The sequence below is a fragment of the Streptomyces endocoffeicus genome, assembly GCF_016741935.1.
In the GTDB taxonomy this organism is placed as follows: Bacteria; Actinomycetota; Actinomycetes; order Streptomycetales; family Streptomycetaceae; genus Streptomyces; species Streptomyces endocoffeicus.
Genome location: NZ_JAERRG010000010.1, coordinates 201954 through 224947 on the forward strand (window position 1 = coordinate 201954; position 22994 = coordinate 224947).

The window sequence follows — 22994 nt, forward strand, 5'->3', positions numbered from 1 at the left end:
CCATGGCCACGCTTGAGATCCACGACCTGCACGTTTCCGTCGACGCCGAGGGCGGACCCCGCGAGATCCTGCGCGGTGTCGACCTGACCGTGAAGCAGGGCGAGACGCACGCCATCATGGGCCCCAACGGCTCCGGCAAGTCCACCCTGGCCTACTCGCTCGCCGGTCACCCGAAGTACACGGTCACCGGCGGCACCGTGACGCTGGACGGCGAGGACGTGCTCGCGATGTCCGTCGACGAGCGCGCCCGCGCCGGTGTCTTCCTCGCCATGCAGTACCCGGTCGAGGTCCCCGGCGTCTCGGTCTCCAACTTCCTGCGTACCTCCGCGACCGCGATCCGCGGCGAGGCGCCCAAGCTGCGCACCTGGGTGAAGGAGGTCAAGGAGGCCATGGAGCGCCTCCACATCGACTCCTCCTTCGCCGAGCGGAATGTGAACGAGGGCTTCTCCGGCGGTGAGAAGAAGCGCCACGAGATCCTCCAGCTGGAGCTGCTGAAGCCGGCCATCGCGATCCTCGACGAGACCGACTCCGGCCTCGACGTGGACGCGCTGCGGGTGGTCTCCGAGGGCGTCAACCGGGTCCGCGAGTCCGGCCAGGTGGGCACCCTGCTGATCACCCACTACACCCGCATCCTGCGGTACATCAAGCCCGACCACGTCCACGTCTTCGCGGCGGGCCGGATCGCCGAGTCCGGCGGTCCCGAGCTCGCCGACAAGCTGGAGGAAGAGGGCTACGAGGAGTACGTGAAGGGAGGCGCGTCCGAGTGACACAGTTGCCGGGCCTCCTCGACACCGAGGCGATCCGCAAGGACTTCCCGATCCTGGACCGGGTCGTCCACGACGGCCAGCGGCTCGTCTACCTGGACAACGCGGCGACCTCGCAGAAGCCGCGCCAGGTGCTGGACGTGCTGAACGACTACTACGAGCGCTCCAACGCCAATGTGCACCGGGGCGTCCATGTGCTCGCCGAGGAGGCCACGGCGCTGTACGAGGGCGCCCGCGACAAGGTCGCCGCCTTCATCAACGCTCCCAGCCGCGACGAGGTGATCTTCACCAAGAACGCGTCGGAGTCCCTCAACCTGGTCGCCAACATGCTCGGCTGGGCCGATGAGCCCTACCGGGTGGACCAGGACACCGAGATCGTCATCACCGAGATGGAGCACCACTCCAACATCGTTCCGTGGCAGCTGCTCTCGCAGCGCACCGGCGCGAAGCTGAAGTGGTTCGGCCTCACCGAGGACGGCCGCCTCGACCTGTCGGAGATAGAGCAGATCATCACCGAGAAGACCAAGGTCGTCTCGTTCGTGCTGGTCTCCAACATCCTCGGCACGGTCAACCCGGTCGAGGCGATCGTCCGCCGCGCCCAGGCCGTCGGCGCCCTCGTGGTGATCGACGCCTCCCAGGCCGCCCCGCACATGCTGCTGGACGTGCAGGCGCTGCAGGCCGACTTCGTGGCCTTCACCGGCCACAAGATGTGCGGTCCGACCGGTATCGGGGTGCTGTGGGGCCGCCAGGAGCTGCTGGAGGACCTGCCTCCGTTCCTCGGCGGCGGCGAGATGATCGAGACCGTCTCGATGCACTCGTCCACCTACGCCCCGGCGCCGCACAAGTTCGAGGCCGGTACGCCCCCGATCGCCCAGGCCGTCGGCCTCGGTGCGGCCGTGGACTACCTCACCTCGATCGGCATGGACAACATCGCCCGCCATGAGCACGCCCTCACCCACTACGCGGTCGGCAGGCTCCTGGAGGTGCCGGACCTGCGCATCATCGGCCCCACCACGGCCGAGGAGCGCGGTGCCACGATCTCCTTCACGCTCGGCGACATCCACCCCCACGATGTGGGCCAGGTGCTGGACGAGCAGGGGATCGCGGTCCGGGTCGGTCACCACTGCGCCCGCCCCGTATGCCTGCGCTACGGAATTCCGGCGACCACCCGAGCGTCGTTCTATCTGTACTCCACGCCTGCCGAGGTCGACGCCTTGGTGGAGGGCCTGGAGCACGTACGGAACTTCTTCGGGTAGGGGCGTGCCGCGTGAAGTTGGATTCGATGTACCAGGACGTGATCCTGGACCACTACAAGAACCCCCACGGCCGGGGGCTGAGGAACGGCGACGCAGAGGTACACCATGTCAATCCCACCTGCGGCGACGAGATCACGCTCCGGGTGCGGCTTGACGGCGACACCATCAAGGACGTGAGCTACGAGGGCCAGGGCTGTTCCATCAGCCAGGCCAGCGCCTCGGTGCTCAATGAGCTGCTGGTGGGCAAGGAGCTGGCCGAGGCCCGCAGAATTCAGGAGACCTTCCTGGAGCTGATGCAGTCCAAGGGCAAGGCCGAGCCGGACGACGCCATGGAGGAGGTGCTGGAGGACGCGATCGCGTTCGCCGGTGTCTCCAAGTACCCGGCCCGGGTGAAATGTGCCCTGCTGAGCTGGATGGCCTGGAAGGATGCCACGGCGCAGGCACTGGGCGAGACCGCCGGAGGGAAGACCGCATGAGTGACAACGTGACCACCACCACCAAGCCCGCCAGCGAGGAAGAGGTCCGCGAGGCCCTGTACGACGTCGTGGACCCCGAGCTGGGCATCGACGTGGTCAACCTCGGGCTGATCTACGGCATTCACATCGATGACGCCAACATCGCGACCATCGACATGACGCTCACCTCGGCGGCCTGTCCGCTGACCGATGTCATCGAGGACCAGGCCAAGTCCGCGACCGACGGCATCGTGAACGAGCTGCGGATCAACTGGGTCTGGATGCCGCCGTGGGGCCCGGACAAGATCACCGACGATGGGCGTGAGCAGCTGCGGGCGCTCGGCTTCAACGTCTGACGGGCTCCCCTGGGCTTGTCGAAACGGCCCCCGCGCTTCGGCGCGGGGGCCGTTTCGTATGTCGTGGATCTTCGTATGTCGTGGATCTTCGTATGTTGTGGGTCGTTGCGTACGGGCGTACGCATCGTTGTGTACACTCGTACGCATGGGATATGTGACGCTCTCCGGGGCCATCCTGGCCGAGATCCTGGCGACCACCTCGATGAAGTACAGCGAGGGCTTCAGCAGGCTCTGGCCCTCGCTGGCCACCGGCGTGGGCTATCTGGTGTCCTTCGTGCTGCTCGCGCACACGCTCAAGTCCATCTCCGTCAGCACCGCCTACGCGATATGGGCCGGGGCCGGGACCGCCGTCATCGCCGCCATCGGCATGCTCTTCCTGGGGGAGGCGATGACCGCCGCCAAGGTGCTGGGCGTGCTGCTGGTCATCGCCGGAGTGGTGGTGCTCAATCTGAACGGCGCCCACTGATGGGCCGCCGCTACGACCCCGAGCGGCGGCAGCGGATCATCGACGCCGCGGCCGCCGTGGTCCGCGAGCGCGGCATCGCGGGGCTCGGCCACCGGGCCGTGGCCGCCGCGGCCGATGTGCCGCTGGGCTCGACGACCTACCACTTCGCGACCCTCGACGACCTGATGATCGCGGCGCTCCGCCAGATCAACGCGGAGTGGCTGGCGGAGGTGGAGGCCTGGGTGGAGGGCGTCGACCCGGCCGCACCGCCCGCGGACGAGCTGGCCCGGTGGCTGGGGGAGCAGTTCACGGGCGACCGGGCGCGGCTGGAGCTGGAGTACGAGCTGTACTTCGCCGCGCTGCGCCATGAGGGGCTGCGGCCGCTCGCCGCCGAGTGCCTGGACGAGATGGCCCGGATGCTGACGCGACTGATGCCCGACGCGGCCACGGCGCGCGTCGTGGTGGCCCTGATCGACGGGCTGACCCTGCAAGTGCTGCTGGCGGACCGCCCGTACGACGAGGAGGACACCCGCGCGGCGCTGGCGCGGATCATGGGCGGGGACGGCGACGGTGGGCCGCCGGCCGGCTGAGACCGCGGACCGCGGACCGTAGGTCGCGCGGGCCGTCGGTTCGATGAGGCCGCGGACCGTAGATCGCGCGGGCCGTCCGTTCGATGAGACCGCAGACCGCGCGGGCCGCCCGCTCGACGAGGCCGCACGGCGGACCGCCCGGGACCGTTCGCTGAGACCGGTTCGCCTCCCGGGCCCGGCTCCGGTTAGCGTTCTGACCATGACCGATGCACCCACCACCGCCCCCACCGGCGCCGTCGCCGCCGGTCTCGCCACCCTCACCGAGGACGGCACCGTCCTGGACACCTGGTTCCCGGCCCCCGAGCTGACCGCCGAGCCCGGCCCGGCCGGGACCGAGCGGCTCGACGCCGAGCACACCACGCGGCTGCTGGGCGAGACCGCCCTCAAGGCGGTCGGACCGGACCCCCGGCGCGGCGTCGAGGTCGTCGCCGTCCGCACGGTCATCGCCTCGCTCGACGAGAAGCCCAGGGACGCCCACGACGCCTATCTGCGGCTGCATCTGCTCAGCCACCGGCTGGTCAAGCCGCACGGACTGAGCCTGGACGGCCAGTTCGGCCTGCTGGCCAACGTCGCCTGGACCTCGCTCGGCCCGGTCGCCGCCGACCAGGTGGAGCGGGCCCGGCTCGCCGCCCGCGCCGAGGGGCTGCAGCTGTCGGTGACCAGTGTCGACAAGTTCCCCCGGATGACCGACTACGTCGTCCCCGCCGGTGTCCGCATCGGCGACGCCGACCGGGTCCGGCTCGGCGCCCACCTCGCCCCCGGGACCACGGTCATGCACGAGGGCTTCGTCAACTTCAACGCCGGAACGCTCGGCACCTCCATGGTCGAGGGCCGGATCAGCGCGGGCGTCGTGGTCGGCGACGGCTCCGACATCGGCGGCGGCGCCTCGATCATGGGCACGCTCTCCGGCGGCGGCAAGCAGACGATCACCATCGGCGAGCGCTGCCTGCTCGGTGCCGAGGCGGGCCTGGGCATCTCGCTCGGCGACGACTGCATCGTCGAGGCGGGGCTGTATGTGACGGCGGGGACCCGCGTCACGCTCCCGGACGGCAAGATCGCCAAGGCCCTGGAGCTTTCGGGTGTCAACAACCTCCTCTTCCGCCGCAACTCCATCACCGGCACGGTTGAGGCGCTGCCCCGCACTGGTTCTTGGGGCGGGCTGAACGAGGCGCTGCACAGCCACAACTGAGTTGGCCGGGGTTCGCCCCCTTGGGTTTCGTTGTCGGGTGCGGGCCGGTGGGGGGTGTTGTGCCCACCCGTTCCGCCCCGCGGAACGGGTGGGCACAACAGTGGGAAGGTGCGGGGGCAGCAGCCCCCGCACCCTCGGAGTGCGCCCCTTAGGGGCGCACTCGCACCACCTGGGGGTCGTGGTCGCTGGACTGGTCCGAGAACTCGGCGTTGATGTGCACGATGTCGTAGTCGGCGCGGCGCAGCGCGGGGCTGGTCAGGATGTGGTCCAGCACCTGCGAATTGCCGTTGTAGACATAGCCGTAGCGCTCGCCCTCCGGCAGCCGGGTCACCAGATCCGTCAGCACGCCGCCCTTGGTGAGGTCGGCCAGCGCGGGCGAGAACTGGTAGTCGTTGAGGTCGCCCGCGACGACCACCGACGCCTTCGGGTCGGCGTTCAGCAGCGACTTGACGAAGGTGTTGACCGCCGTGGCCTGCCCGGTGCGCTGGGTCTCCGAGGAGCGGGCCGGGGGCTGGAAGCGGCTGTCCAGGCCCTGGTCGCCGCCCTTGGAGTTGAAGTGGTTCGCGACCACGAAGACCGGGCGGCCCCGGAAGGAGAACTGCCCGACCAGCGGCTTGCGGCTGGCCTTCCAGACGCCGTTCGCCGGGTCGATACGGCCGGGGGAGGCGGACAGCGTGGCCTTCCCGTCCTTCTTCTCGACCTCCACGGGGGTGGTGGAGTCGCCGCCGGGGATGTCGGTGAAGGAGACCCGCTCGGGGTTGTAGAGGAACGCCACGCGGATGTTGCCGCCCGGCTCGCCGCCGTCCTGGTCGTCCACCGGGTTGATCTGCCGCCACTCGTACGCGGGACCGCCCGCCGCCTTGATCGCGTCGGTGAGCTTCTTCAGCGTGGCGTCGGCGCCGACCACCGAGTCGTTCGTCGCGCCGTTGTCGTCCTGGACCTCCTCCAGGGCGACGATGTCCGGCGAGGCGAGGTGCTCCACCAGACCGGTGGCCAGCCGGTCGAACTTCGACTGGGCGGTCTTGGGGGAGAGGTTCTCCACGTTGTAGGTGGCGATGGAGAGTTCGTCCGCCTTCTGCTCGCGGGTGGTCTCCCGCTGCGGGCCGTGGTCGGCCAGTTCGCCCATCGCGGTGGCCGCGATCGTGTAGCCGCCGAAGTTGTCGTAGTCCATCGGCCCGGCCGTGGTGCCGGTCAGCGCGTCGCCGACGTCCGCCACCGGGAAGGGGTGCTGGGCGTAGGGGAGGAGCGAGACCACCTTTACCCGGCCCGCGTTCGGATCGCGGTACGAGCCGTAGAGGGCGCCGCCGCGCGCGGTGCGCTGGTGGTGGGGCTCGGCGGTGACCCACAGCTCCTTGTAGGTGTTGGTCGCGCCGACCACGGGGGCGTTCTCGACCGAGACCCGCATGCCCTCCAGCGACTCGTAGCGGTCCAGCGCGTACGAGCGCGGCCGCAGCGTCAGCCCCTCGATGGAGTCGCCACCGGCGTCCGGGGTGTAGCGGTCGGGGATCGTGGAGGGGTTGAGCCGGTAGGCGGCGGGCAGCGCGTTGCCGGAGGACTGGACCGTCCAGGTCGTCTTGGAGAGCTCGGTGAGCGACTGCCCACCGGCGGCCTTGCCGCCCGGGTAGTACTCGGACACCGTCCCGGAGACCAGCACCGAGTCGCCCACGGCGACCGAGGGCGTGGTCGACCCGGTGAAGACGAAGATCGCCTCGCTGGTGGCCGCGTCCTTGTCGGGCCGGGTGTCCTGGATCCAGAAGCCGCGCGAGGAGCCGAAGGCGCGTATCGCCGTGACCGTGCCGGGGACGTCGCTCACCTGCTGTCCGGCGAGCGGGGATATTCGGGTGCTGCCCTGGATGTCATGGATGCGGACCTCGGCGGCGGAGGCCGACGAGGGCACCGCGAGGAGCCCGGCGGCGAGGGCCGAGGCGGCGACGGCGGTGAGGGCGACGGGGCCGCGCGGGGCGCGAGGGGACATGGTGGTGGCCTCCGGAAAGGAGTGAACGGCGAGGAATACGCCTCTACGCGCGTCAATCTCTTTCCTCGCCACGGAAGTTGTCAAGGGAGGACGAGTGGCCCGGGAATGGCGGAAGCGGGACGGAAACATGAACGAGGACCGCGGGATGTGCTGCGGGATGTGGTGCGGGGGGTGCGGGATGTGGTGCGGTAGGGGGCGCGGGACGGGGCGCAGACCACATCGGGACGAAAGTGCCGTCCCGTTCCGTCTACGCTGGGGTCCGGGCCGTATCCGCGCACCCGCGCCGGTACACCCCGCATCGCCGTACCCCCATGGCTCCGCGGTCCCGTGGACCCATGGCCCCACAGCCGCATAGCCGCATAGCCCCGCATTCGCGCCCGCGACCTCCGCGCCCGCGACTTCCGTGCCCTCGAGGAGTGACGTCCGCCCATGCCAGAAGAGCGCCCCACCATGCCGCCCGTGCGGCTTCGCACCGACGCGGAACTCGCGCGGGACGCACTCGCCGCGCCGCTGCTCGCCCGCGCGGTCCGGCTCGCCCGCTGGGCCGAGCGGGGGAAGCCGGTGGCGTCGGGCGGGGCGCTGCCGGAGGGCGAGCTGCGGGAGGCGACCGAGCTGCTGGAGCTCGCGGGGGACGAGGACGGGCCGCTGTACGCGGCGCAGGCGTGGCAGCTGGCGGTGGACACCGGGCTGGTCGAGATCGAGGAACCGTCGGGGGCCGACGGCGACAGTGACGGCGACGGCGAGACTGACGGCGACCGGGCGGACGGTGCGGCGACGGCCGAGGACGAGTTCCCCGCCGTCGCGACCAGCGGCGAGGAGCTGCGGCTGATCACCGAGGGCGGCCCCCGCGATGTCCTGGAGATCTGGCTCGACGGTTTCGAGACGGTGCTGGCGGACGCCGCCGCCCCCGACCTGAGCGACATCGCCGCCCAGATCGGCGAGAGCGGTGAGCTCGACCTCGACGCGCTCGACTGGAACCCGGAGGAGGAGGCCGAGCTCCTCGACGGGGTGCTGGGCAACCTCTATCTGCTGACCGCCCTGGACGAGGAGGCCGCCACGGCCCCCGTACCGCTGCCCGCGCTCGCCGCCTCCATGATCGTCCCCGAGGACATGGACGAGCCCACCGACGACATCCTCGAAGAGGTCTCCGAGGCGATGGTGCGGCTGGACGACCAGTTCCGGCTGCTGGCCCCGACCGGCCTCGTCGACTACCAGCCGGTGGACGAGGCGCTGATCCAGGAGGTCGACGGCGAGGGCCGGATCCAGGAGCCCGAGACGGCCCAGGAGCTCGAGGACGAGGACGTCTCGCGCTACGGCATGGTGCGGCTCACCCCGCTCGGCGTCTACGCCGTACGGGCCCGGATGCTCGAGGCGGGCATCGACGCCCCGGCCGTCGGCGACCTGGCCGACAGGGGCGCCGACATCCTGCTGGACGCCCTCCCCGGCCACCCCGAGCCCGCCGCGCGGGCCGAGGCCGAGCAGTGGCTGGCCCGCCGCACGCCCGAGGAGGCCGCCCGCGAGCTGCTGGCTGCCGCCCGCGGCGACGACGAGGACGCGCCGCTGCGCCGCCTCACCTGCCAGCAGACGCTCTCGCTGACCGGGACCGAGGCCGAGCCCGCCCTGCGCGAGGTGCTCGACGACCGTCACCTGGGCGGGCTGGCCCGGGTCTGGCTGGCCGAGCACGGGGTGGCGGGGGTCCCGGAGCCGTCGGAGGAGATGGTCTTCTGGCTCACCGTGGACACGCTTGCGGCGCAGCTCGCCTCGGAGGGTGATTCGGCCGAGCTCCGTGATCTGGTGCGGGGCCTGGTCGACCAGTCGGGGAGCTTCTTCGACTCGGCGTGGCGGGTGGATCACCCGGCGACGGCGGATGTGCTGGAGGCGATGGGGCGGCTGCACCCCGACAAGAAGGCCGCGAAGGAGGCCCGCAAGGCCGCCTTCAAGGCCCGCTCAAGGGCGTAACCCCGCCGCGGAACACCCGCGGGCGTTGCTCGCCGTATAAGGGATCGGCGGCCATTCGTCCGTTGATGTCGCGCGCCGTTCAACTGATGTTCGGCCGGGGACGGAAACGTATGGCCGCAGTCCGGAGGACACCATCCTGCGCTCGGGAGAAGACATGCCGCTCAGCCGAAGAGACTTCGCGAGGCGTTCCGCGTACACCGGGGCCGGGTTCGCCCTGGTCGGAAGCGCGGGGGTGCTCGCCACCGCACCCGGCGCGCTCGCCGCCGAGGCGACCGAGGAGGGCGTCGCGGGGGTCGAGGGCCACGGCGGCTCGTCGCTCGGCTACGGTCCGCTCATCGCGGACCCCAAGGGCATCCTGGCCCTCCCCAAGGGCTTCCGCTACAAGATCATCACCCGTACCGGTGAGACGAAGCTGGAGTCCGGCGAGTCCACCCCGTCCAACCACGACGGCACCGCCACCTTCGAGGGCTCGCGCGGTGCGACGCTGCTGGTCAACAACCATGAGCTGGCCGGTCCCCGCAGCAAGTGGCCGCACCCGGTCCCGCTGACCGAGGGCCTGGTCTACGACCCGGCGGCCTCCGGTGGCTGCACCGTCGTCGAGGTCGCCAAGCACGGCGACCACGTCACCGAGTGGGTCGGCATCGCGGGCACCGCCACCAACTGCGCCGGTGGCCGCACCCCCTGGGGCACCTGGCTGACCTGCGAGGAGACCGAGGACAAGGCCGGCCAGAACGGCATGACCAAGGACCACGGCTACGTCTTCGAGGTCGACCCGCACGACCGCGAGGCCAACCGCGACCCGAAGCCGATCAAGGCCCTGGGCCGGTACGCGCACGAGGCCGTCGTCGTGGACCCCAAGCGCGGCCACCTCTACCTCACCGAGGACGCCTCCGGACCGAACGGCCTCCTCTACCGCTGGGTCCCGCCGCACGGCTTCGAGCACGGCCGCGGCAAGCTCGGCACGCTCAAGGACGACGCGGGCGTGCTCCAGGCGCCCAAGTGCTACGACTCGGGCGGCAACTTCGTGGACGACCTGTCCCGCGCCACCAAGACCGGCACGGTCTACGGCGTGGACTGGGAGCCGGTGCCGGACCGCGACGCCAAGTCGGTGTCGGTGCGCAAGCAGTTCAAGGACGGCGAGATCACCCGGGCCCGCAAGCTGGAGGGCATGTGGTGGGCGGACGGTGGCGCGTACATCGTCTCCTCGTTCGCCCGTGCGGAGAGCCCGGTCCAGCACGACGGCCAGGTCTGGTTCTACGACCCCAAGCGCCGCACCCTCACCCTCAAGGTGCTGCTGGGCGTCAACCCCGACCCGTCGAAGGACGGCGCCTTCGACGGCCCGGACAACATCACCGTCTCGCCGTACGGCGGTCTGGTCATCGCCGAGGACGGCGAGGGCATCCAGCACCTCTTCGGCGCCACCGAGGACGGCCGGACGTACCCGATCGCGCGCAACGACCTGAACATCGGCAGCGCGGAGGAGCCGGAGTTCAGCGAGTTCACCGGTGTGGTCTTCTCGCCCGACGGCTCGACGCTGTACGCCAACATCCAGGTGCCGGGCATCATGCTCGCGATCACCGGCCCCTGGCGCCGCCAGCGCTGAGGCCAAGGGCCGGGGGCTGACGCCGACGGGCCGGGGGGAATCGTCCCGGCCGGGGCACGCGTTGACGTGAGCGTGACCTCACGCCTGCGCACCACCCCCTTCTCCATCCTGGACCGCTCCCGCACCCGCCAGGGGCGGGAGCGGTCGCAGGCGCTGCGCGACACCGTACGGTTCGCCCAGCAGGCCGAGGCGCTCGGCTACCACCGCTTCTGGGTCTCCGAGCACCACAGCGTGCCCGGCGTGGCCGGTTCGGCGCCCACGGTGCTGGCGTCCGCCGTCGCGGCGGCGACGGTCCGCATCCGCGTGGGCACGGGCGGTGTGATGCTGCCGAACCACCGCCCGCTGGTCGTGGCGGAGCAGTTCGGGGTGCTCGAATCCCTCTTCCCGGGCCGGATCGACATGGGCCTGGGCCGCTCCGTCGGCTTCACCGACGGCATCCGCCGCGCCCTGGGCGCCGAGAAGGACGCCGCGCGGGACTTCGGCGACCAACTGGACGAGCTGCTCGGCTGGTTCACCGGCGAGCAGGACGCCCACCCCCAGGTCCACGCCCACCCGGCGGAGGGGCTGCGGCTGCCCGTCTTCGTCCTGGCCACCGGCGCCGGCGCGGATCTGGCGGCGCGGGCCGGACTGTCCCTGGTGATCGGCGATCTGCGGGGCCGGGACGAGATGCTGCGCGCGATCGACCGCTACCGCACGGGCTTCCGCCCCTCGGCGTGGTCCTCCGCCCCGTACGTCGTCGTCTCGGGCAATGTCGCGGTCGCCGACACCACGGAGGAGGCCCGCCGGCTGCTGCTCCCCGAGGCATGGGCGATGGCCCACTCCCGCACCCACGGCGTCTTCCCGCCGCTGGCCCCGGCCGCGGAGATCGAGGCCCGGGAGATGACCGAGAAGGAGCGCGGCTTCTACGAGCGCGGCCTGCGCGGCCAGCTGTACGGCACGGAGGACGAGGTCGCCGCCGCGCTCGACGAACTGATCGAGCGCAGCGACGCCGACGAGGTGCTGGTCACGACGAGCACCTACGACCGCGAGGCCCTTCTGGACTCCTACCGCCGCCTGGCCCGCCTGGCGGGGCTGTCGGGCGACTCCGGCCCGGGTTCCGGTTCCGTGTCGGCCGCTACGTCACCGGGTTCGCGCATGCCGAGCAGTGGGCAGGGGGCCGGCAACCGCAGTGGCGCGGAAGCGCCCGCGCCGCGCTGACCGCCGCTCGGCTCAGTGCCCCATGACGGGCCTCGTACTCGGCGGTCAGCTCGGCAAGACGGTCCCGCTCGATCTGCCGCCGCGCGGCCTGGTGGCAATCGGCGCCCGTTGATTCGTATGGCCTCACGTCAGACGGCGACAAGCGTGATCCTCTCCCCACACAGCTTGGCCATGTCGTCCGTGTCCGAGGTCAGCATGACCACAGGGCCCGGTTGGTGGAGCGCCGTGACGGCCACCATGGCGTCGATGGCGTATTTGTGGCCGTGCAGACCGGTGTCCCCCAGGAGCAGCGCGGCTTCCTTGGACCAGTCGACGCTGAGCGGTTCGACGCGCAATTGCGACAGCACGTAGTTCCAGCGGGCGCGTTTGATGCCGTTGTGCTGGGCTTCGATGAGCGTGGCTCCGCTGACCACGCGGTCGGCGCCGCGGTCCAGCGCGGACCGCACCATGTTCATCACGGCCCGGTCCTCTTCGAGGCAGAGCGACAATCCTTGGCTGTCCAGCACCAGGCTGCCGCCCCCGGTCAGCCGGCCTCGCGCCACCGGGACTCCCGGCCTTCGGCCGCGGACCAGACGTCCGCGGCCGCTTGGCGCTCCTCGGTCGTGAAGGCCCCGTGCTCCTTCTCGAACTCGGCGAGATTCTCGCGAGTGGCCTGGTTCCGCAGGTGCTCCTCGATGGCCGCGGCGACAAGGGCGGAGACGCCGCGATTGCCCGCCCGGTCCCGCAACGCCCGCACCGTGCCCTCCGGGAGGGACACGCTGAGTGCCTTCGCGGGACCCTCACCGATCCCCGGCTCCACTGAGTCCTCAGTCATGCGGCCAGTTTAGCAATCGGTTTCATAATCCGTATCCGGAATCACCTGACAAGCGGCGGGCGGGTTGGCTCACAGGGCCTTGCCGGCGGGCTTGGCCATGCCTCGGACGGTGCGCGAGTCCACGTACTCGCCCATCGCGGTCATCTCCCACTCACCCGAGAACTGCTTGATCATCTTCGCCATCATCACGCCCGTGCGCGGCTCGGCGTGGGTGAGGTCGAAGCGGACCAGCTCCTCGCCGCTCTGGGCGTCGAGGAGGCGGCAGTACGCCTTGGCCACATCGGTGAACTTCTGGCCGGAGAAGGAGTTGACCGTGAAGACCAGGCCGGTGACCTCGGACGGGAGGCCGCCGAGGTGGACGGTGATGGACTCGTCGTCGCCTCCGCCCTCACCGGTGAGGTTGTCGCCGGAGTGCTGGATGGCGCCGTTGAGGATGGCCAGCTTGCCGAAGAAGCAGGCGTCGATCTTCTTGCGGTCGACGCCGAAGGCGATCACGGACGCGTCCAGGTCGATGTCCTTGCCGCGGAAGGCGGGCTCCCAGCCCAGGCCCATCCGCACCGAGCTGAGCACCGGGCGGCCGCCCTTGACCAGGGACACCGTCTGGTTCTTCTGGAGGCTGACCCGGCCCTTGTCCAGGTTGATCTTCCCGGTGGCCGGGGCCGGGGCCGCCGCTGCGGCGGGCGCCGCGGCCGGGGGAGCGGACGGCATGGGCGGCGGGGGCTGGAAACCGGCGGGCGGGCCGCTCGGCGGGGGCGGCGTCTGAGTGGCGGGGGCGGTGGGGGCGGCCGGGGCGGCGGGCTCCTCGACCGTCACGCCGAAGTCGGTGGCGATGCCCGCGAGACCGTTGGCATACCCCTGCCCGACCGCGCGCACCTTCCACGCCCCATTGCGCCGGTACACCTCCACGGTCACCAGCGCGGTCTCGTTGCCCAGCCGCGGCGGGGTGAACGTGGCGATCACCGCGCCGTCGTCGGCGCCGCGCACGGTGGCGGTCGGCTCGGTGCCCGAGAACGTCGCCCCGGGCGCGTCCAGGCTCGCGGTCACCACGATCTTCTCGATGTCGGCGGGGACGGCGGCGGTGTCCACCGTGATGGTGTCGCCCGCGCCCGCCGCACCGGCGCGGTGGGTCACGCCGGGCCCGGTGGGCTGGTTGTAGAAGACGAAGTCGTCGTCGGAACGCACTTTGCCGTTGGCGGTGAGCAGCAGGCCCGATACGTCGAGCCGCACCGGGGCGGTGACGTCAACCGCCACGCGCGCGACGGAGAGGGGGAGGTTCGAGCCGGGTGTCATAGCGGTCATGCCCGGGGTAACGAACGTCCCCGCTTTACGGTTCCTTGACCTGCGGAGTGACTTCTGCCAGGCCCTGCCCCGGTGCGGTCGGCCCGGGGCGGGGCACGGGTCGGCTGTCGGTGGCCGCCGCCATCATGGTCCGCATGACGACCGAGCCCGACGCGCTGCCCACCCTGGCCCGCGCCCATCTGCCCGCCGACCTCGCCGACCGCTGGACCGGGCTGCTGCGCCCGGCCGCCCACCTCCGCCGGGCCGGGGCGGCCGGTGATCCGGTCGTCGGCCGGCTCGGCGGACTGCCCCGGCTGCCCGAGGGCATGGACTGGCCGGAGTGGGAGGGGCACGGCCCGCTGGCGTTCGTGGCGGAGGTGGACTGCGCCGCGCTGCCCCGGGCGGAGCTGGACATACCGCTGCCCGCCGACGGCCGCCTGGCCTTCTTCTACTACGGCGACGACGAGGACTATGACGCGGTGGTCGACACCGCCGACCCGGACACCTGGGCCGGCGCCCGGGTGCTCCACCTCCCGCCCGCGCCCGCCGACGCGCCCGAACGGCCCGCACCGGCCGGTCTCACCCCGTACCCCGAGGTGGAGCTGACCGCCCACACGAGCCCGAGCGCCCCCGACTTCGATCTGCCCGCGCTGACCGCGGCGTTCGGCGAGGACGCGTTCCCGGACGCGTTCACGAGGGCGATATGGGGCCACCAGAGCGGTGTCGCCCATCAGATCGGCGGCCATGCCCAGTCCGTGCAGGGCGCGGTGGAGATCGTGGTGGCCCATGGCGCGCTGGGCGGGCGGGACGTGTCCTGGGAGGACCCACGGCTCGAGGAGGAGGCGGGGCGCTGGGTGCTGCTCGCGCAGTTCGACTCCGACGAGGACGCGGACATGATGTGGGGCGACGGCGGCGCGCTGTACTGGCTGATCCGCCCCGACGACCTCGCCGCGGGCCGCTTCGAGAAGGCCCTGTTCACCTGGCAGTGCTGCTGACGGAATTTGCCGTCGCGGCAAACCCCGTTGGGGGTTCCTCGCGCCCAGGTCGATTCTGCGCTCTGACCCCCGTCAGAGAGGCACCTCTCCCATGCATGTCTTCCTTACCGGCGCGAGCGGCTACATCGGCGGCACCGTCGCCGTCCGCCTCCGCCAGGCAGGCCATCACATCAGTGGTCTGACCCGTGATCCGGCCAAGGCCGGACAACTCACCCGGCTGGGCATCGAACCCGTGGTGGGTTCGCTCGACGACGCGGACCTTCTCGCCGAGCGCGCCCGCGGCGCCGACGCCGTGGTCAACGCGGCCGACAGCGACCACCGCGCGGCCGTGGAGACGCTCATCGCCGCCCTCGCCGGATCGGGCAAGCCGCTGATCCACACCAGCGGCTCCAGCACGGTCGGCACCGGCACCGAGGGCGAGGCGTCGGAGGCGGTCCACGGCGAGGACCTCCTCGACCCGGGTTCGGCCTGGGAGCCCGATCACCCCATCCGCGCGGCCCGGGTCGCGATCGACCGCCTGGTCCTGAGCGCGGCCGAGCGGGGCGTACGGTCGGCGGTGCTCTGCGACAGCCTGATCTACGGGCACGGCCGGGGCCTGGGCCGGGACAGCGTCCTGATCGCCGCACTGGTCCGGCAGGCCCGCGCCGGGGGAGTCGTCCGCCAGGTCGGCCCCGGCCGCAACATCTGGTCCACCGTCCATGTCGACGACGTCGCCGACCTGTACCTCCTCGCGCTGGAGAAGGCGCCTCCGGGCACCTTCTGCTTCGTGGAGAACGGGGAGGAGTCGTTCGGCGCGATCGCCGAGGCCGTCGCCCGCTCCCTCGGCCTGCCCGGCCCCCGCCCCTGGGACCCCGACGCGCCGGACAACGTCTGGGACCCCCAGTTCGCCCGGCACGCCCTGGGCTCCAACAGCCGCGTACGGGCGGGCCGCGCCCGCGAGCTACTCGGCTGGCACCCGCGACACCGCTCGATCACGGACTGGATCCTCCGCGAGCTGCGCTGACCGGTCGGGGCGGCGGCGCATGGTGGCCGCCGTCACCCCGATCACGCACACCGCCATGCCCGCGAGCGCCGTCCACCCGGGCGCGTCCCCGAACATCGCGTACGCCCACACCAGCGTGGTCGGGGGCGTGAGGTAGATCAGCGCGCTGGTGCCGGTGACGCCGTTGCGGCGCAGGCTCAGCCAGTAGAAGCCGTAGCCGCCGACCGTGGAGAGCAGCACCGTCCAGACCACCGCGCCCCAGAAGCCCCCGCCCGCCGGGGGCGCGGCATGGCCCCCGGCCACGGCGACCCCGGTGAACAGGACGGCGCTGACCAGGCAGTGCAGTGGTATGGCGTCCACGGGGTCGAGCGGCGCCCGCACCTTACGTTCGAGGAAGCTCGCGGCCAGCAGCGCCGCCATGGCGGCGAAGGGCAGCCCGTACGCCCAGGCCGGGGCGGTGGCCGGGCCCGCCGACAGATCGCCCTGGACGACGAGCGCGACCCCGCCGAGGCCGATGGCCAGCCCCGCCCACTGGCGCGGGCTGACCGTCTCCCCGAGCAGCCGCCCGGCCAGCGCGCCCGCCGCGAGCGGCTGCAACGCGGCGATCAGCGCGGAGGTGCCGGACGGCACGCCGAGCCCGACCGACCAGACGATCCCGCCGAGATAGCCGCCCTGCGAGAGCGCTCCGATCACCGCCTGCTCGGCGATCGCGCGCGGGCGCGGTCTGCGGCGCCTCAGCAGCGCCCAGGCGCCGCCCAGGACCGCCGCCGCCGCGAGGAAGCGCCACATCAGCAGGGTGTCGGCGGCGGCCTCGCGGGTGCCGAGCTCGGCACCGATGAAGCCGGAGCTCCACATCACGACGAGGCCGATGGCGGTGACGGCGGCACTGACGGGCATGGGGCGTTCCTCGTTCTGGGTTGGGGTTCCGGGTCGGCTCAGGCTCCGGGTATACCGGTCTGTTTAGTCCCTCATCCACTAGACTAAACAGATCGGTATACACGTCAACCCTTCACCCGGAGGTGATCACGTCATGGAAGCGCCTACGGGAGTGCTCACCCCCGCCGCGCGCCGCATCCTCGACACCGCCGCCGAGCTCTTCTACGGGCAGGGGATCAACGCGGTCGGCGTGGATCTGATCGCCAAGCGCGCCGGAGTCACGAAGAAGACGTTGTACGACCGCTTCGGCTCGAAGGAAACGCTGGTCGCCGCGTATTTGCGGGAGCGCGATGAGCGGTGGCGGGCGTGGCTCACCGCCGAGGTCGAGAAGTCGCCCCCGGCGGATCGCGCCCTCGCCACGTTCGACGCGCTCGCGGAGTGGGTGCGCCGCGAGAACCCGCGCGGCTGCGGCTTCGTCAACGCGGCGGCCGAACTGCCGGACGCCGCGCATCCGGCCCGGCAGGTCGTCGCCGACCAGAAGCACTGGCTGCGGGGCTATCTGCGGCGGCTGTGCGAGGAGGCGGGCGTGACGGCCCCCGACGAGCTGGCGGACGAGCTGCTGCTGCTCCACGAGGGGGCCACGGTGCTGAACGGTCTTTCGGTGGTCGGCGATCCGGTCGGCATCGCGCGTGAGCTAGCCCTGCGGGCGCTGGAGCGGGCCAGGGCCTGAGCCTGGGCCGGACGGTTTGGTCTCGGTCGCGATCTCGGCCCATAGGGTCTTCCCGGGCCCGCCGCCGGAGCGGGGCCCGACCGCCCAGCGCTCGGCCAGCTGTGAGACCAGATACAGGCCGCGTCCGGTTTCGGCGTCGGGTGCGGCGGCGATGAGCGCGGGCCGCTTCTCGGTACGGGTGTCCGAGACCTCGATACGGATCGTCCCGGACGCGTCGCCCAGGGGTGCGGTCAGCCGTACGTGGAAGTCCCGCCCCGGGACGCGGCCGTGCCGTACGGCGTTGGCGGCCAGCTCGCTGGCGATCAGGGTCGTGGTCTCGTTGGGGCCGGAATCGTACGGGTAGCCCCACGCGGCGAGCCGGTGCGACACGAGTCGCCGAGCGAGGCGCGCACCACGAGGTGTCGAGGTGAAGCGCATCGCGAACTCGCCCAGCGCGGGCGCTGGTTGTCCCGGCCGGGTACCTCGTGAGGGGGCATTTTCGGTCGTCATGGGCACGAGCCTTGCGGGGACGTGCCTAGCCTGACCAGGAAGCGTGCAAGTACGGACCGTGTCTGTACGTGCACACCAGGTGTGATGGGAGGCATGCGACATGGCGGGTACGGAACGGTCCCCGTTCCTGAGGGGCTTCGGGAGGCAGGTGAAGCTGTTCCGGGAACGGGCCGGGCTCACCCAGGCGGACTTAGGGACGCGTATCGGGTACAGCCCGGACCAGGTGGCGTCGGTGGAGTGCGGGCGACGCATTCCCAAGCCGGAGCTGGTCGACAAGGCCGATGAGGCGTTGGACGCCGGGGGCGTCCTCAAGGCGATGAAGGAGGAGTTGGCGCACGCGCGGTATCCGGCGTTCTTCCGCGATGCGGCGCGGTTGGAGTCTGAAGCGGTTGAGGTCCAGGCGTACGACACCCATGTCGTCAAGGGGCTGCTGCAGACGGAGGACTACGCGCGGGCAGTCTTCACCATGCGCCGCCCACACCTGGACGAAGAGGTCGTCGAACAGCGTGTAGCTGCGCGAATGGAACGGCAGGCGATCTTCGGTGCGCGGCCCGCGCCCCTCCTGGGCTTTGTCGTCGAGGAGTCCGTGCTGCGGCGGCCGATCGGCGGAGTACAGGTGCTCCGTGGGCAGTTGGAGCAACTGCTCCTCATCGGGGCGAAGCGCAACGTGGAGATCCAGGTGATGCCCCTGAGCCGGGAGGACAACGCTGGGGCGGACGGGCCGTTCACTCTGATGACCCCCAAGGATGGTGAGCAGCTCGCCTATCTCGAAGGTCAGGGGCGTGGCAGCCTACTCACTGACCGAGAAGAGGTCCGTGTGATCGCCGCCCGATATGGAATCATCCGGGCCCAGGCTCTCACTCCACGGGAGTCGTCCATCTTCATCGAGAAGCTGCTGGGAGAGCTATGAGCAATGACATAGGTCAGTTCGTGTGGTTCAAGAGCAGCTACAGCGGCGGCGAGGGCGGCGACTGCATCGAGGTTGCCGCATGCCGCCCAGGCACCGTGCATGTGCGGGACAGCAAGGACACCGACGGGCCGAACCTTACGTTCCCCGCAACCGCGTGGAGCGACTTCGTCGCCTTCGCGCGGGGCGTCGTTTGACCTAGAGCGCGCTCCAAACCGTACGTTCCGGGCATGACGACCAAGCAACATGCGATCGGCTCCGGTTTCGGGGTGCGCAGTACGACGAGCGACGTTCTCGCGGGCATTGATCTGTCCGGGAAGCTCGCGCTCGTGACCGGGGGCTATTCGGGGCTCGGGCTGGAGACGACGCGGGCTCTCGCCGGTGCGGGGGCCCGCGTCGTCGTGCCCGCGCGGCGGCGCTCGACGGCCGTCGAAGCGCTCGACGGGATCGAGGGCGTCGAGGTCGCCGAGATGGACCTCGCGGATCTGGACAGCGTTCGGGCCTTCGCGGAGGAATTCCTCGCGTCCGGTCGCGATATCGACATTCTGATCAACAACGCCGGGATCATGGCCGCGCCCGAAACCCGGGTGGGCCCCGGTTGGGAAGCCCAGTTCGCCATCAACCACCTGGGCCACTACGCCCTGACCAACCGGCTGTGGGCCGCGATCGCCCGTGGCGGTGGCGCACGCGTGGTGTCGCTCTCCTCCAATGGGCATCAGCTCTCGGACATCCACTGGGACGACCCGCACTTCCAGCGACACGCCTACGACAAGTGGCAGGCGTATGGGCAGGCGAAGACGGCCAACGCCCTGTTCGCGCTGCACCTCGACGCGCTGGGGCGGAGCACCGGTGTGCGGGCGTTCTCCGTGCACCCCGGCACGATCGCCACCCAGCTGGGGCGCCACATGTCCCCGGAGGAACTGGCGGGGCTGAGTGAAACGATCGACGCCAGCTCCACCAACGTCGGCTGGAAGACGCCCGAGGAGGGTGCGGCCACCCAGGTCTGGGCGGCGACCTCGCCCCGGCTCGCGGGCATGGGCGGCGTGTACTGCGAGGACTGCGACATCGCCGAGCCCGCGCCGGAGGGCACCGAACTGGGCAGCGGGGTGAGCGCGTGGGCCACCGATCCGCAGCGGGCGGCGCGGCTGTGGGCGCTGTCGGCGGAGCTCACGGGGGTCGATGCCTTCGCCGAGTAGATAGACAGTCCAAACTGTTCAGTTTGAACTGGACAGCTTGAGCTGAAGGAAATATCGTGCGGGGCATGGCAGAGACCCCTGGCGGCATGTCCGAGTCCACCGTGCGCGCCGCGCATGAGATCCGTGTGGTGATCGGCCGATTGCGGCGGCGGATCAAGGAGTCGTACGACCTCGAGGAACTCACCCCCTCGCAGACGTCCGCGCTCAGCAGGCTCAGCAAGGAGGGCCCCGCCTCGGCCAGCGCGCTGGCGGCGGCCGAGCGCGTACGGCCGCAGTCGATGGCGGCCACGCTCGCCGTGCTGGACGAGCGCGGGCTGATCCAGCGGCGCCCCGATCCCGACGACGGGCGGCGGCAGTTGGTCTCGGTGAGCGAGAGCGGCAGCGCGTTCCTGGACGACAAGCGGCGGGCGGGCGAGGAATGGCTCGCCCAGGCCCTGGAGAGCGGCTACACGGAAGCGGAACGGGAGACCATCCTCGAGGCGCTGGCCCTGCTGGACCGGCTCAGCCGCGCATGATCGAGCGGCTGACGCGGCTCACACGACGAAAGGGCAGGGCGGACGCGGGGAACGCCTTCGACCGGAGGCTGCTGGCCCCGATGATGCTGGGTTCGGTACTGAACCCGGTCAACTCCTCGATCATCTCCGTGTCGTTGGTGCCGATCGGCGCCGCGTTCGGGGCGCCGCCGTCGCAGACGGCCTGGCTGGTCTCCGCGCTCTATCTGGCCACCTCGATAGGCCAGCCGGTCATGGGCCGGCTGATCGACCTCTACGGGCCGCGCCGCCTCTTCCTCGCCGGGGCGACCCTGACCGGGATCGCGGGGCTGATCGGTCTGCTCGCCCCGAATCTGGGGACGCTGATCGTCGCGCGGGTGGTGCTCGGGTTCGGCACCTGCGCGGGCTATCCGGCCGCGATGTACCTCATTCGCGGGGAGGCCCGGCGGACCGGCCAGGAGAGCCCCGCCGCGATCCTCGCCACGATCGCGGTCGCCAGTCAGACCATCGCGGTCATCGGACCGCCCCTGGGCGGACTGCTGATCGGGCTGGGCGGCTGGCGCTCCACGTTCGCCGTCAACATCCCGCTGGCGGCGGCCGGTCTGATCCTCGGCGTCCGGCGGCTGCCGAAGGAGCGGCCCCTGGCGGAACGCACCGGCGAGCGCGTCCGGCTGGACCTGATCGGCATGGGGTTGTTCGCCGCGACGCTCGTCTCGCTGCTGCTGTTCCTGATGGAGCCGCGAGCCGACCGGTGGTATCTGCCGGTGCTGATGGCGGTGGCGGCGGCCGGGTTCGCGGTGCGGGAACTGCGGGCGGCGGAGCCGTTCATCGATCTGCGGGTGTTCGGCGGCAATCTGCCCCTGCTGCTCACCTACGCCCGCGCGCTCCTCGTCTCCGTCGTCTCGTACGTCTTTCTGTACGGCTACACCCAGTGGCTCCAGGACGGCCGGGGACTGACGGCCTCACAGGCGGGGCTCGCCCAACTGCCCATGTTCCTGACCGGGATCACGGTGTCCACCGCCACCGGCCGCCGCGCCGCCGTGCGCGGCAAGCTGCTGGTGGGGGCCGTGGGGCAGATCGTCGCCTGCGTCCTGCTGCTCCCGCTCCAGCCGCACAGCGCGATATGGCTGCTGATCGTCGTCGGGGTCGTCTTCGGCGTACCGCAGGGGCTGATGAACCTCGCCCTGCAGAACGCGGTGTACCACCAGGCCGATCCGGAGCTGATGGGCTCCTCGGCGGGGCTGCTCCGCACCTTCTTCTATCTTGGCGCGATCGTCGCCTCCAGCGCCAACGGCGCCTTCTTCGGCGCCCGCGCCGACACCGGCGGGCTGCACGGCCTGGCCTGGTTCATGCTCGCCATCACCGGCCTGTGCCTGGCGCTGACGCTCGTGGACCGCTCGCTGGGCCGTATCGGGTCCGACGATTCCTCTTCCGCACAACAATCGACGCAGCGAAAGGCTTCATGAACGTGAACGTGAACGCGAACAAGACGGCCCTGCTCGTGATGGACGTCCAAGAGGGCATCGTGAGCCGGATCGCGGGCTCCGGGTATCTGCCGCGTCTCGTGGGCGCGGTGGAGGCGGCCCGTACCGCCGGGATCCCTGTCCTGCACATCGTGGTCGGCTTCCGGTCCGGGCACCCGGAGGTCTCTGACCGCAACGCGTCATTCAGCGCCCTTCCGGCGGGCGCCTTCACACCCGAGGATCCGAACGCCGCCATCCATCCGGACATCGCGGCCCGGACCGACGAGATCGTGATCACCAAGAAGCGGGTCAGCGCCTTCGCGGGCAGCGACCTGGAGATGGTCCTGCGGGCCCGTGGGATCACGCACCTCGTCCTGAGCGGCGTTGCGACCAGTGGTGTCGTCCTCTCCACCCTGCGCCAGGCCGCCGACCTCGACTATCGGCTCACCGTGCTGGCCGACGGCTGCGCCGACTCCGACGAGGAGGTCCACCGGGTGCTCACCGAGAAGGTGTTCCCCCGTCAGGCCGAGGTCACGACGGTGGAGGAGTGGGCCCGGAAGGCGGGCTGAGCGGCTCGGTTGGGTGCGGCGCCGTTTCGCGCCTTCGGCGCATTTGAGCATGGGTCGGCGGGTGGGGGCCCGGCCCTCGTCGCCGGGCGCCGGGCCGGTGGGGGCGGGGCCCGGTGGCGGCTCCGGTGTCCGGAGGCCGGGGGCGTTGCCGGACCGGCGGGTCGATCGGGCGTCGGGGCCGGACCATCCTCCGGACGGCCCGGGGGTGGGTACCCCTCTCGGAATTGCTTGACAAATTAGTTGCTTCAGATCAAGCGTTTTTTGCAGGGGTACCCGGAGGGGCCGCCCCGGGGCTCACCGGTCCGCACTCCGGACAGAGAGCCGCCCCTCCCACGTCGCCGAGCCGCCACGACCCCCACATCCCACCGGCCCGACGGCCTGCGGCGGCGCCCCGCCCCCCACCCCCGGACCCATG

General features: G+C 71.3%; 25 protein-coding genes. 19 read left to right on the forward strand and 6 right to left on the reverse strand.

Going from position 1 to position 22994, the window contains the following annotated elements; genetic code table 11:
• Positions 1-2: 2 nt before the first annotated feature.
• The 7 genes from sufC to dapD all read left to right on the forward strand — a co-directional run bounded on the left by sufC (position 3) and on the right by dapD (position 5055).
• Positions 3-767 carry a Fe-S cluster assembly ATPase SufC gene (gene sufC, locus JK364_RS25245; RefSeq protein WP_201853497.1) on the forward strand — a complete coding sequence of 255 codons (765 nt, stop codon included), beginning with the start codon at positions 3-5 and terminating at the stop codon, positions 765-767.
• Positions 764-2020 (forward strand): cysteine desulfurase, encoded by a 1257-nt coding sequence (locus JK364_RS25250; RefSeq protein ID WP_201853499.1) that lies wholly within the window; start codon positions 764-766, stop codon positions 2018-2020. Before sufC ends, JK364_RS25250 begins: the two co-directional genes overlap by 4 nt.
• Positions 2021-2031: 11 nt before the next feature.
• Positions 2032-2496 carry a Fe-S cluster assembly sulfur transfer protein SufU gene (gene sufU / locus JK364_RS25255; RefSeq protein ID WP_020872230.1) on the forward strand — a complete coding sequence of 155 codons (465 nt, stop codon included), beginning with the start codon at positions 2032-2034 and terminating at the stop codon, positions 2494-2496.
• Complete coding sequence (locus JK364_RS25260; protein WP_201853501.1) at positions 2493-2831, forward strand: metal-sulfur cluster assembly factor; 339 nt, start codon at positions 2493-2495, stop codon at positions 2829-2831. Before sufU ends, JK364_RS25260 begins: the two co-directional genes overlap by 4 nt.
• 145 nt (positions 2832-2976) lie before the next feature.
• On the forward strand, positions 2977-3297 hold the full coding sequence (locus JK364_RS25265) for a DMT family transporter (RefSeq protein WP_138911207.1): 321 nt from the start codon (positions 2977-2979) through the stop codon (positions 3295-3297).
• Positions 3297-3866 (forward strand): TetR/AcrR family transcriptional regulator, encoded by a 570-nt coding sequence (locus JK364_RS25270; protein ID WP_201853503.1) that lies wholly within the window; start codon positions 3297-3299, stop codon positions 3864-3866. The genes JK364_RS25265 and JK364_RS25270 overlap by 1 nt, the downstream gene beginning before the upstream one ends.
• A 199-nt stretch (positions 3867-4065) precedes the next feature.
• Complete coding sequence (gene dapD / locus JK364_RS25275; protein ID WP_201853509.1) at positions 4066-5055, forward strand: 2,3,4,5-tetrahydropyridine-2,6-dicarboxylate N-succinyltransferase; 990 nt, start codon at positions 4066-4068, stop codon at positions 5053-5055.
• Positions 5056-5203: 148 nt separating this feature from the next.
• Here the strand turns inward: dapD and JK364_RS25280 are convergent, their stop codons facing one another.
• Positions 5204-7030, reverse strand: coding sequence for a DUF8508 domain-containing protein (locus JK364_RS25280; protein WP_201853512.1), 1827 nt, complete (start codon positions 7028-7030; stop codon positions 5204-5206).
• Positions 7031-7459: 429 nt separating this feature from the next.
• On the opposite strand from JK364_RS25280, the gene JK364_RS25285 reads away from it, so the two are divergent.
• From JK364_RS25285 to JK364_RS25295, 3 genes are all read left to right on the forward strand, one after another.
• Positions 7460-8989 carry a hypothetical protein gene (locus JK364_RS25285; protein ID WP_201853514.1) on the forward strand — a complete coding sequence of 510 codons (1530 nt, stop codon included), beginning with the start codon at positions 7460-7462 and terminating at the stop codon, positions 8987-8989.
• Positions 8990-9143: 154 nt separating this feature from the next.
• Positions 9144-10592: an alkaline phosphatase PhoX gene (locus JK364_RS25290; RefSeq protein ID WP_201853515.1), complete on the forward strand. Its 1449-nt coding sequence runs from the start codon at positions 9144-9146 to the stop codon at positions 10590-10592.
• A 72-nt stretch (positions 10593-10664) separates the two neighbouring features.
• A complete protein-coding gene (locus JK364_RS25295) occupies positions 10665-11789 on the forward strand; it encodes an LLM class flavin-dependent oxidoreductase (protein WP_201853517.1) in 1125 nt (374 codons plus the stop codon).
• Positions 11790-11917: 128 nt separating this feature from the next.
• Here JK364_RS25295 and JK364_RS25300 read toward each other — a convergent pair whose 3' ends face one another.
• The 3 genes from JK364_RS25300 to JK364_RS25310 all read right to left on the reverse strand — a co-directional run bounded on the left by JK364_RS25300 (position 11918) and on the right by JK364_RS25310 (position 13893).
• Positions 11918-12331, reverse strand: a complete 414-nt coding sequence (locus JK364_RS25300) for a DNA-binding protein (RefSeq protein ID WP_201853519.1) — start codon at positions 12329-12331, stop codon at positions 11918-11920.
• On the reverse strand, positions 12313-12603 hold the full coding sequence (locus JK364_RS25305; protein WP_201853521.1) for a hypothetical protein: 291 nt from the start codon (positions 12601-12603) through the stop codon (positions 12313-12315). The genes JK364_RS25300 and JK364_RS25305 overlap by 19 nt, the downstream gene beginning before the upstream one ends.
• Before the next feature lie 69 nt (positions 12604-12672).
• Complete coding sequence (locus JK364_RS25310; protein WP_201853688.1) at positions 12673-13893, reverse strand: TerD family protein; 1221 nt, start codon at positions 13891-13893, stop codon at positions 12673-12675.
• Between the two features lie 143 nt (positions 13894-14036).
• Between JK364_RS25310 and JK364_RS25315 the strand changes: the two genes are divergently transcribed.
• Both JK364_RS25315 and JK364_RS25320 read left to right on the forward strand, forming a co-directional pair.
• Complete coding sequence (locus JK364_RS25315; protein ID WP_201853523.1) at positions 14037-14876, forward strand: YwqG family protein; 840 nt, start codon at positions 14037-14039, stop codon at positions 14874-14876.
• 91 nt (positions 14877-14967) lie between these two features.
• Positions 14968-15879: an NAD-dependent epimerase/dehydratase family protein gene (locus JK364_RS25320; RefSeq protein ID WP_201853525.1), complete on the forward strand. Its 912-nt coding sequence runs from the start codon at positions 14968-14970 to the stop codon at positions 15877-15879.
• Here the strand turns inward: JK364_RS25320 and JK364_RS25325 are convergent.
• Entirely contained in the window at positions 15817-16755 is a 939-nt protein-coding gene (locus JK364_RS25325) for a DMT family transporter (RefSeq protein ID WP_201853527.1), read from the reverse strand. The two genes, JK364_RS25320 and JK364_RS25325, sit on opposite strands and share 63 nt — an antisense overlap.
• Before the next feature lie 133 nt (positions 16756-16888).
• On the opposite strand from JK364_RS25325, the gene JK364_RS25330 reads away from it, so the two are divergent.
• Positions 16889-17464 (forward strand): TetR/AcrR family transcriptional regulator, encoded by a 576-nt coding sequence (locus tag JK364_RS25330; protein ID WP_201853529.1) that lies wholly within the window; start codon positions 16889-16891, stop codon positions 17462-17464.
• Here the strand turns inward: JK364_RS25330 and JK364_RS25335 are convergent.
• Entirely contained in the window at positions 17429-17881 is a 453-nt protein-coding gene (locus JK364_RS25335) for an ATP-binding protein (protein ID WP_372461987.1), read from the reverse strand. The two genes, JK364_RS25330 and JK364_RS25335, sit on opposite strands and share 36 nt — an antisense overlap.
• Positions 17882-18053: 172 nt before the next feature.
• Between JK364_RS25335 and JK364_RS25340 the strand changes: the two genes are divergently transcribed.
• From JK364_RS25340 to JK364_RS25365, 6 genes are all read left to right on the forward strand, one after another.
• Positions 18054-18863, forward strand: coding sequence for a helix-turn-helix domain-containing protein (locus JK364_RS25340; protein WP_201853532.1), 810 nt, complete (start codon positions 18054-18056; stop codon positions 18861-18863).
• On the forward strand, positions 18860-19057 hold the full coding sequence (locus JK364_RS25345; RefSeq protein WP_201853534.1) for a DUF397 domain-containing protein: 198 nt from the start codon (positions 18860-18862) through the stop codon (positions 19055-19057). The genes JK364_RS25340 and JK364_RS25345 overlap by 4 nt, the downstream gene beginning before the upstream one ends.
• A gap of 33 nt (positions 19058-19090) precedes the next feature.
• The gene (locus tag JK364_RS25350) at positions 19091-20056 is read left to right on the forward strand and encodes an SDR family NAD(P)-dependent oxidoreductase (RefSeq protein WP_201853536.1); all 966 of its coding nucleotides are present in this window, start codon (positions 19091-19093) and stop codon (positions 20054-20056) included.
• A gap of 86 nt (positions 20057-20142) precedes the next feature.
• The gene (locus JK364_RS25355) at positions 20143-20571 is read left to right on the forward strand and encodes a MarR family winged helix-turn-helix transcriptional regulator (RefSeq protein WP_201853689.1); all 429 of its coding nucleotides are present in this window, start codon (positions 20143-20145) and stop codon (positions 20569-20571) included.
• Positions 20568-22013 carry an MFS transporter gene (locus JK364_RS25360; RefSeq protein WP_201853538.1) on the forward strand — a complete coding sequence of 482 codons (1446 nt, stop codon included), beginning with the start codon at positions 20568-20570 and terminating at the stop codon, positions 22011-22013. Before JK364_RS25355 ends, JK364_RS25360 begins: the two co-directional genes overlap by 4 nt.
• A complete protein-coding gene (locus tag JK364_RS25365) occupies positions 22010-22579 on the forward strand; it encodes a cysteine hydrolase family protein (protein ID WP_201853540.1) in 570 nt (189 codons plus the stop codon). Before JK364_RS25360 ends, JK364_RS25365 begins: the two co-directional genes overlap by 4 nt.
• Positions 22580-22994: the final 415 nt, after the last annotated feature.

Excerpts from the sequence above, each read along its gene's own strand:
- sufC (WP_201853497.1), top strand. The coding sequence starts at position 3 with ATGGCCACGCTTGAGATCCACGACCTGCACGTTTCCGTCGACGCCGAG.
- JK364_RS25260 (WP_201853501.1), top strand. The coding sequence starts at position 2,493 with ATGAGTGACAACGTGACCACCACCACCAAGCCCGCCAGCGAGGAAGAG.
- JK364_RS25265 (WP_138911207.1), top strand. The coding sequence starts at position 2,977 with ATGGGATATGTGACGCTCTCCGGGGCCATCCTGGCCGAGATCCTGGCG.
- JK364_RS25270 (WP_201853503.1), top strand. The coding sequence starts at position 3,297 with ATGGGCCGCCGCTACGACCCCGAGCGGCGGCAGCGGATCATCGACGCC.
- dapD (WP_201853509.1), top strand. The coding sequence starts at position 4,066 with ATGACCGATGCACCCACCACCGCCCCCACCGGCGCCGTCGCCGCCGGT.
- JK364_RS25280 (WP_201853512.1), bottom strand. The coding sequence starts at position 7,030 with ATGTCCCCTCGCGCCCCGCGCGGCCCCGTCGCCCTCACCGCCGTCGCC.
- JK364_RS25285 (WP_201853514.1), top strand. The coding sequence starts at position 7,460 with ATGCCAGAAGAGCGCCCCACCATGCCGCCCGTGCGGCTTCGCACCGAC.
- JK364_RS25290 (WP_201853515.1), top strand. The coding sequence starts at position 9,144 with ATGCCGCTCAGCCGAAGAGACTTCGCGAGGCGTTCCGCGTACACCGGG.
- JK364_RS25305 (WP_201853521.1), bottom strand. The coding sequence starts at position 12,603 with ATGACTGAGGACTCAGTGGAGCCGGGGATCGGTGAGGGTCCCGCGAAG.
- JK364_RS25310 (WP_201853688.1), bottom strand. The coding sequence starts at position 13,893 with ATGACACCCGGCTCGAACCTCCCCCTCTCCGTCGCGCGCGTGGCGGTT.
- JK364_RS25315 (WP_201853523.1), top strand. The coding sequence starts at position 14,037 with ATGACGACCGAGCCCGACGCGCTGCCCACCCTGGCCCGCGCCCATCTG.
- JK364_RS25320 (WP_201853525.1), top strand. The coding sequence starts at position 14,968 with ATGCATGTCTTCCTTACCGGCGCGAGCGGCTACATCGGCGGCACCGTC.
- JK364_RS25325 (WP_201853527.1), bottom strand. The coding sequence starts at position 16,755 with ATGCCCGTCAGTGCCGCCGTCACCGCCATCGGCCTCGTCGTGATGTGG.
- JK364_RS25330 (WP_201853529.1), top strand. The coding sequence starts at position 16,889 with ATGGAAGCGCCTACGGGAGTGCTCACCCCCGCCGCGCGCCGCATCCTC.
- JK364_RS25335 (WP_372461987.1), bottom strand. The coding sequence starts at position 17,881 with ATGCGCTTCACCTCGACACCTCGTGGTGCGCGCCTCGCTCGGCGACTC.
- JK364_RS25340 (WP_201853532.1), top strand. The coding sequence starts at position 18,054 with ATGGCGGGTACGGAACGGTCCCCGTTCCTGAGGGGCTTCGGGAGGCAG.
- JK364_RS25345 (WP_201853534.1), top strand. The coding sequence starts at position 18,860 with ATGAGCAATGACATAGGTCAGTTCGTGTGGTTCAAGAGCAGCTACAGC.
- JK364_RS25350 (WP_201853536.1), top strand. The coding sequence starts at position 19,091 with ATGACGACCAAGCAACATGCGATCGGCTCCGGTTTCGGGGTGCGCAGT.
- JK364_RS25355 (WP_201853689.1), top strand. The coding sequence starts at position 20,143 with ATGTCCGAGTCCACCGTGCGCGCCGCGCATGAGATCCGTGTGGTGATC.
- JK364_RS25360 (WP_201853538.1), top strand. The coding sequence starts at position 20,568 with ATGATCGAGCGGCTGACGCGGCTCACACGACGAAAGGGCAGGGCGGAC.
- JK364_RS25365 (WP_201853540.1), top strand. The coding sequence starts at position 22,010 with ATGAACGTGAACGTGAACGCGAACAAGACGGCCCTGCTCGTGATGGAC.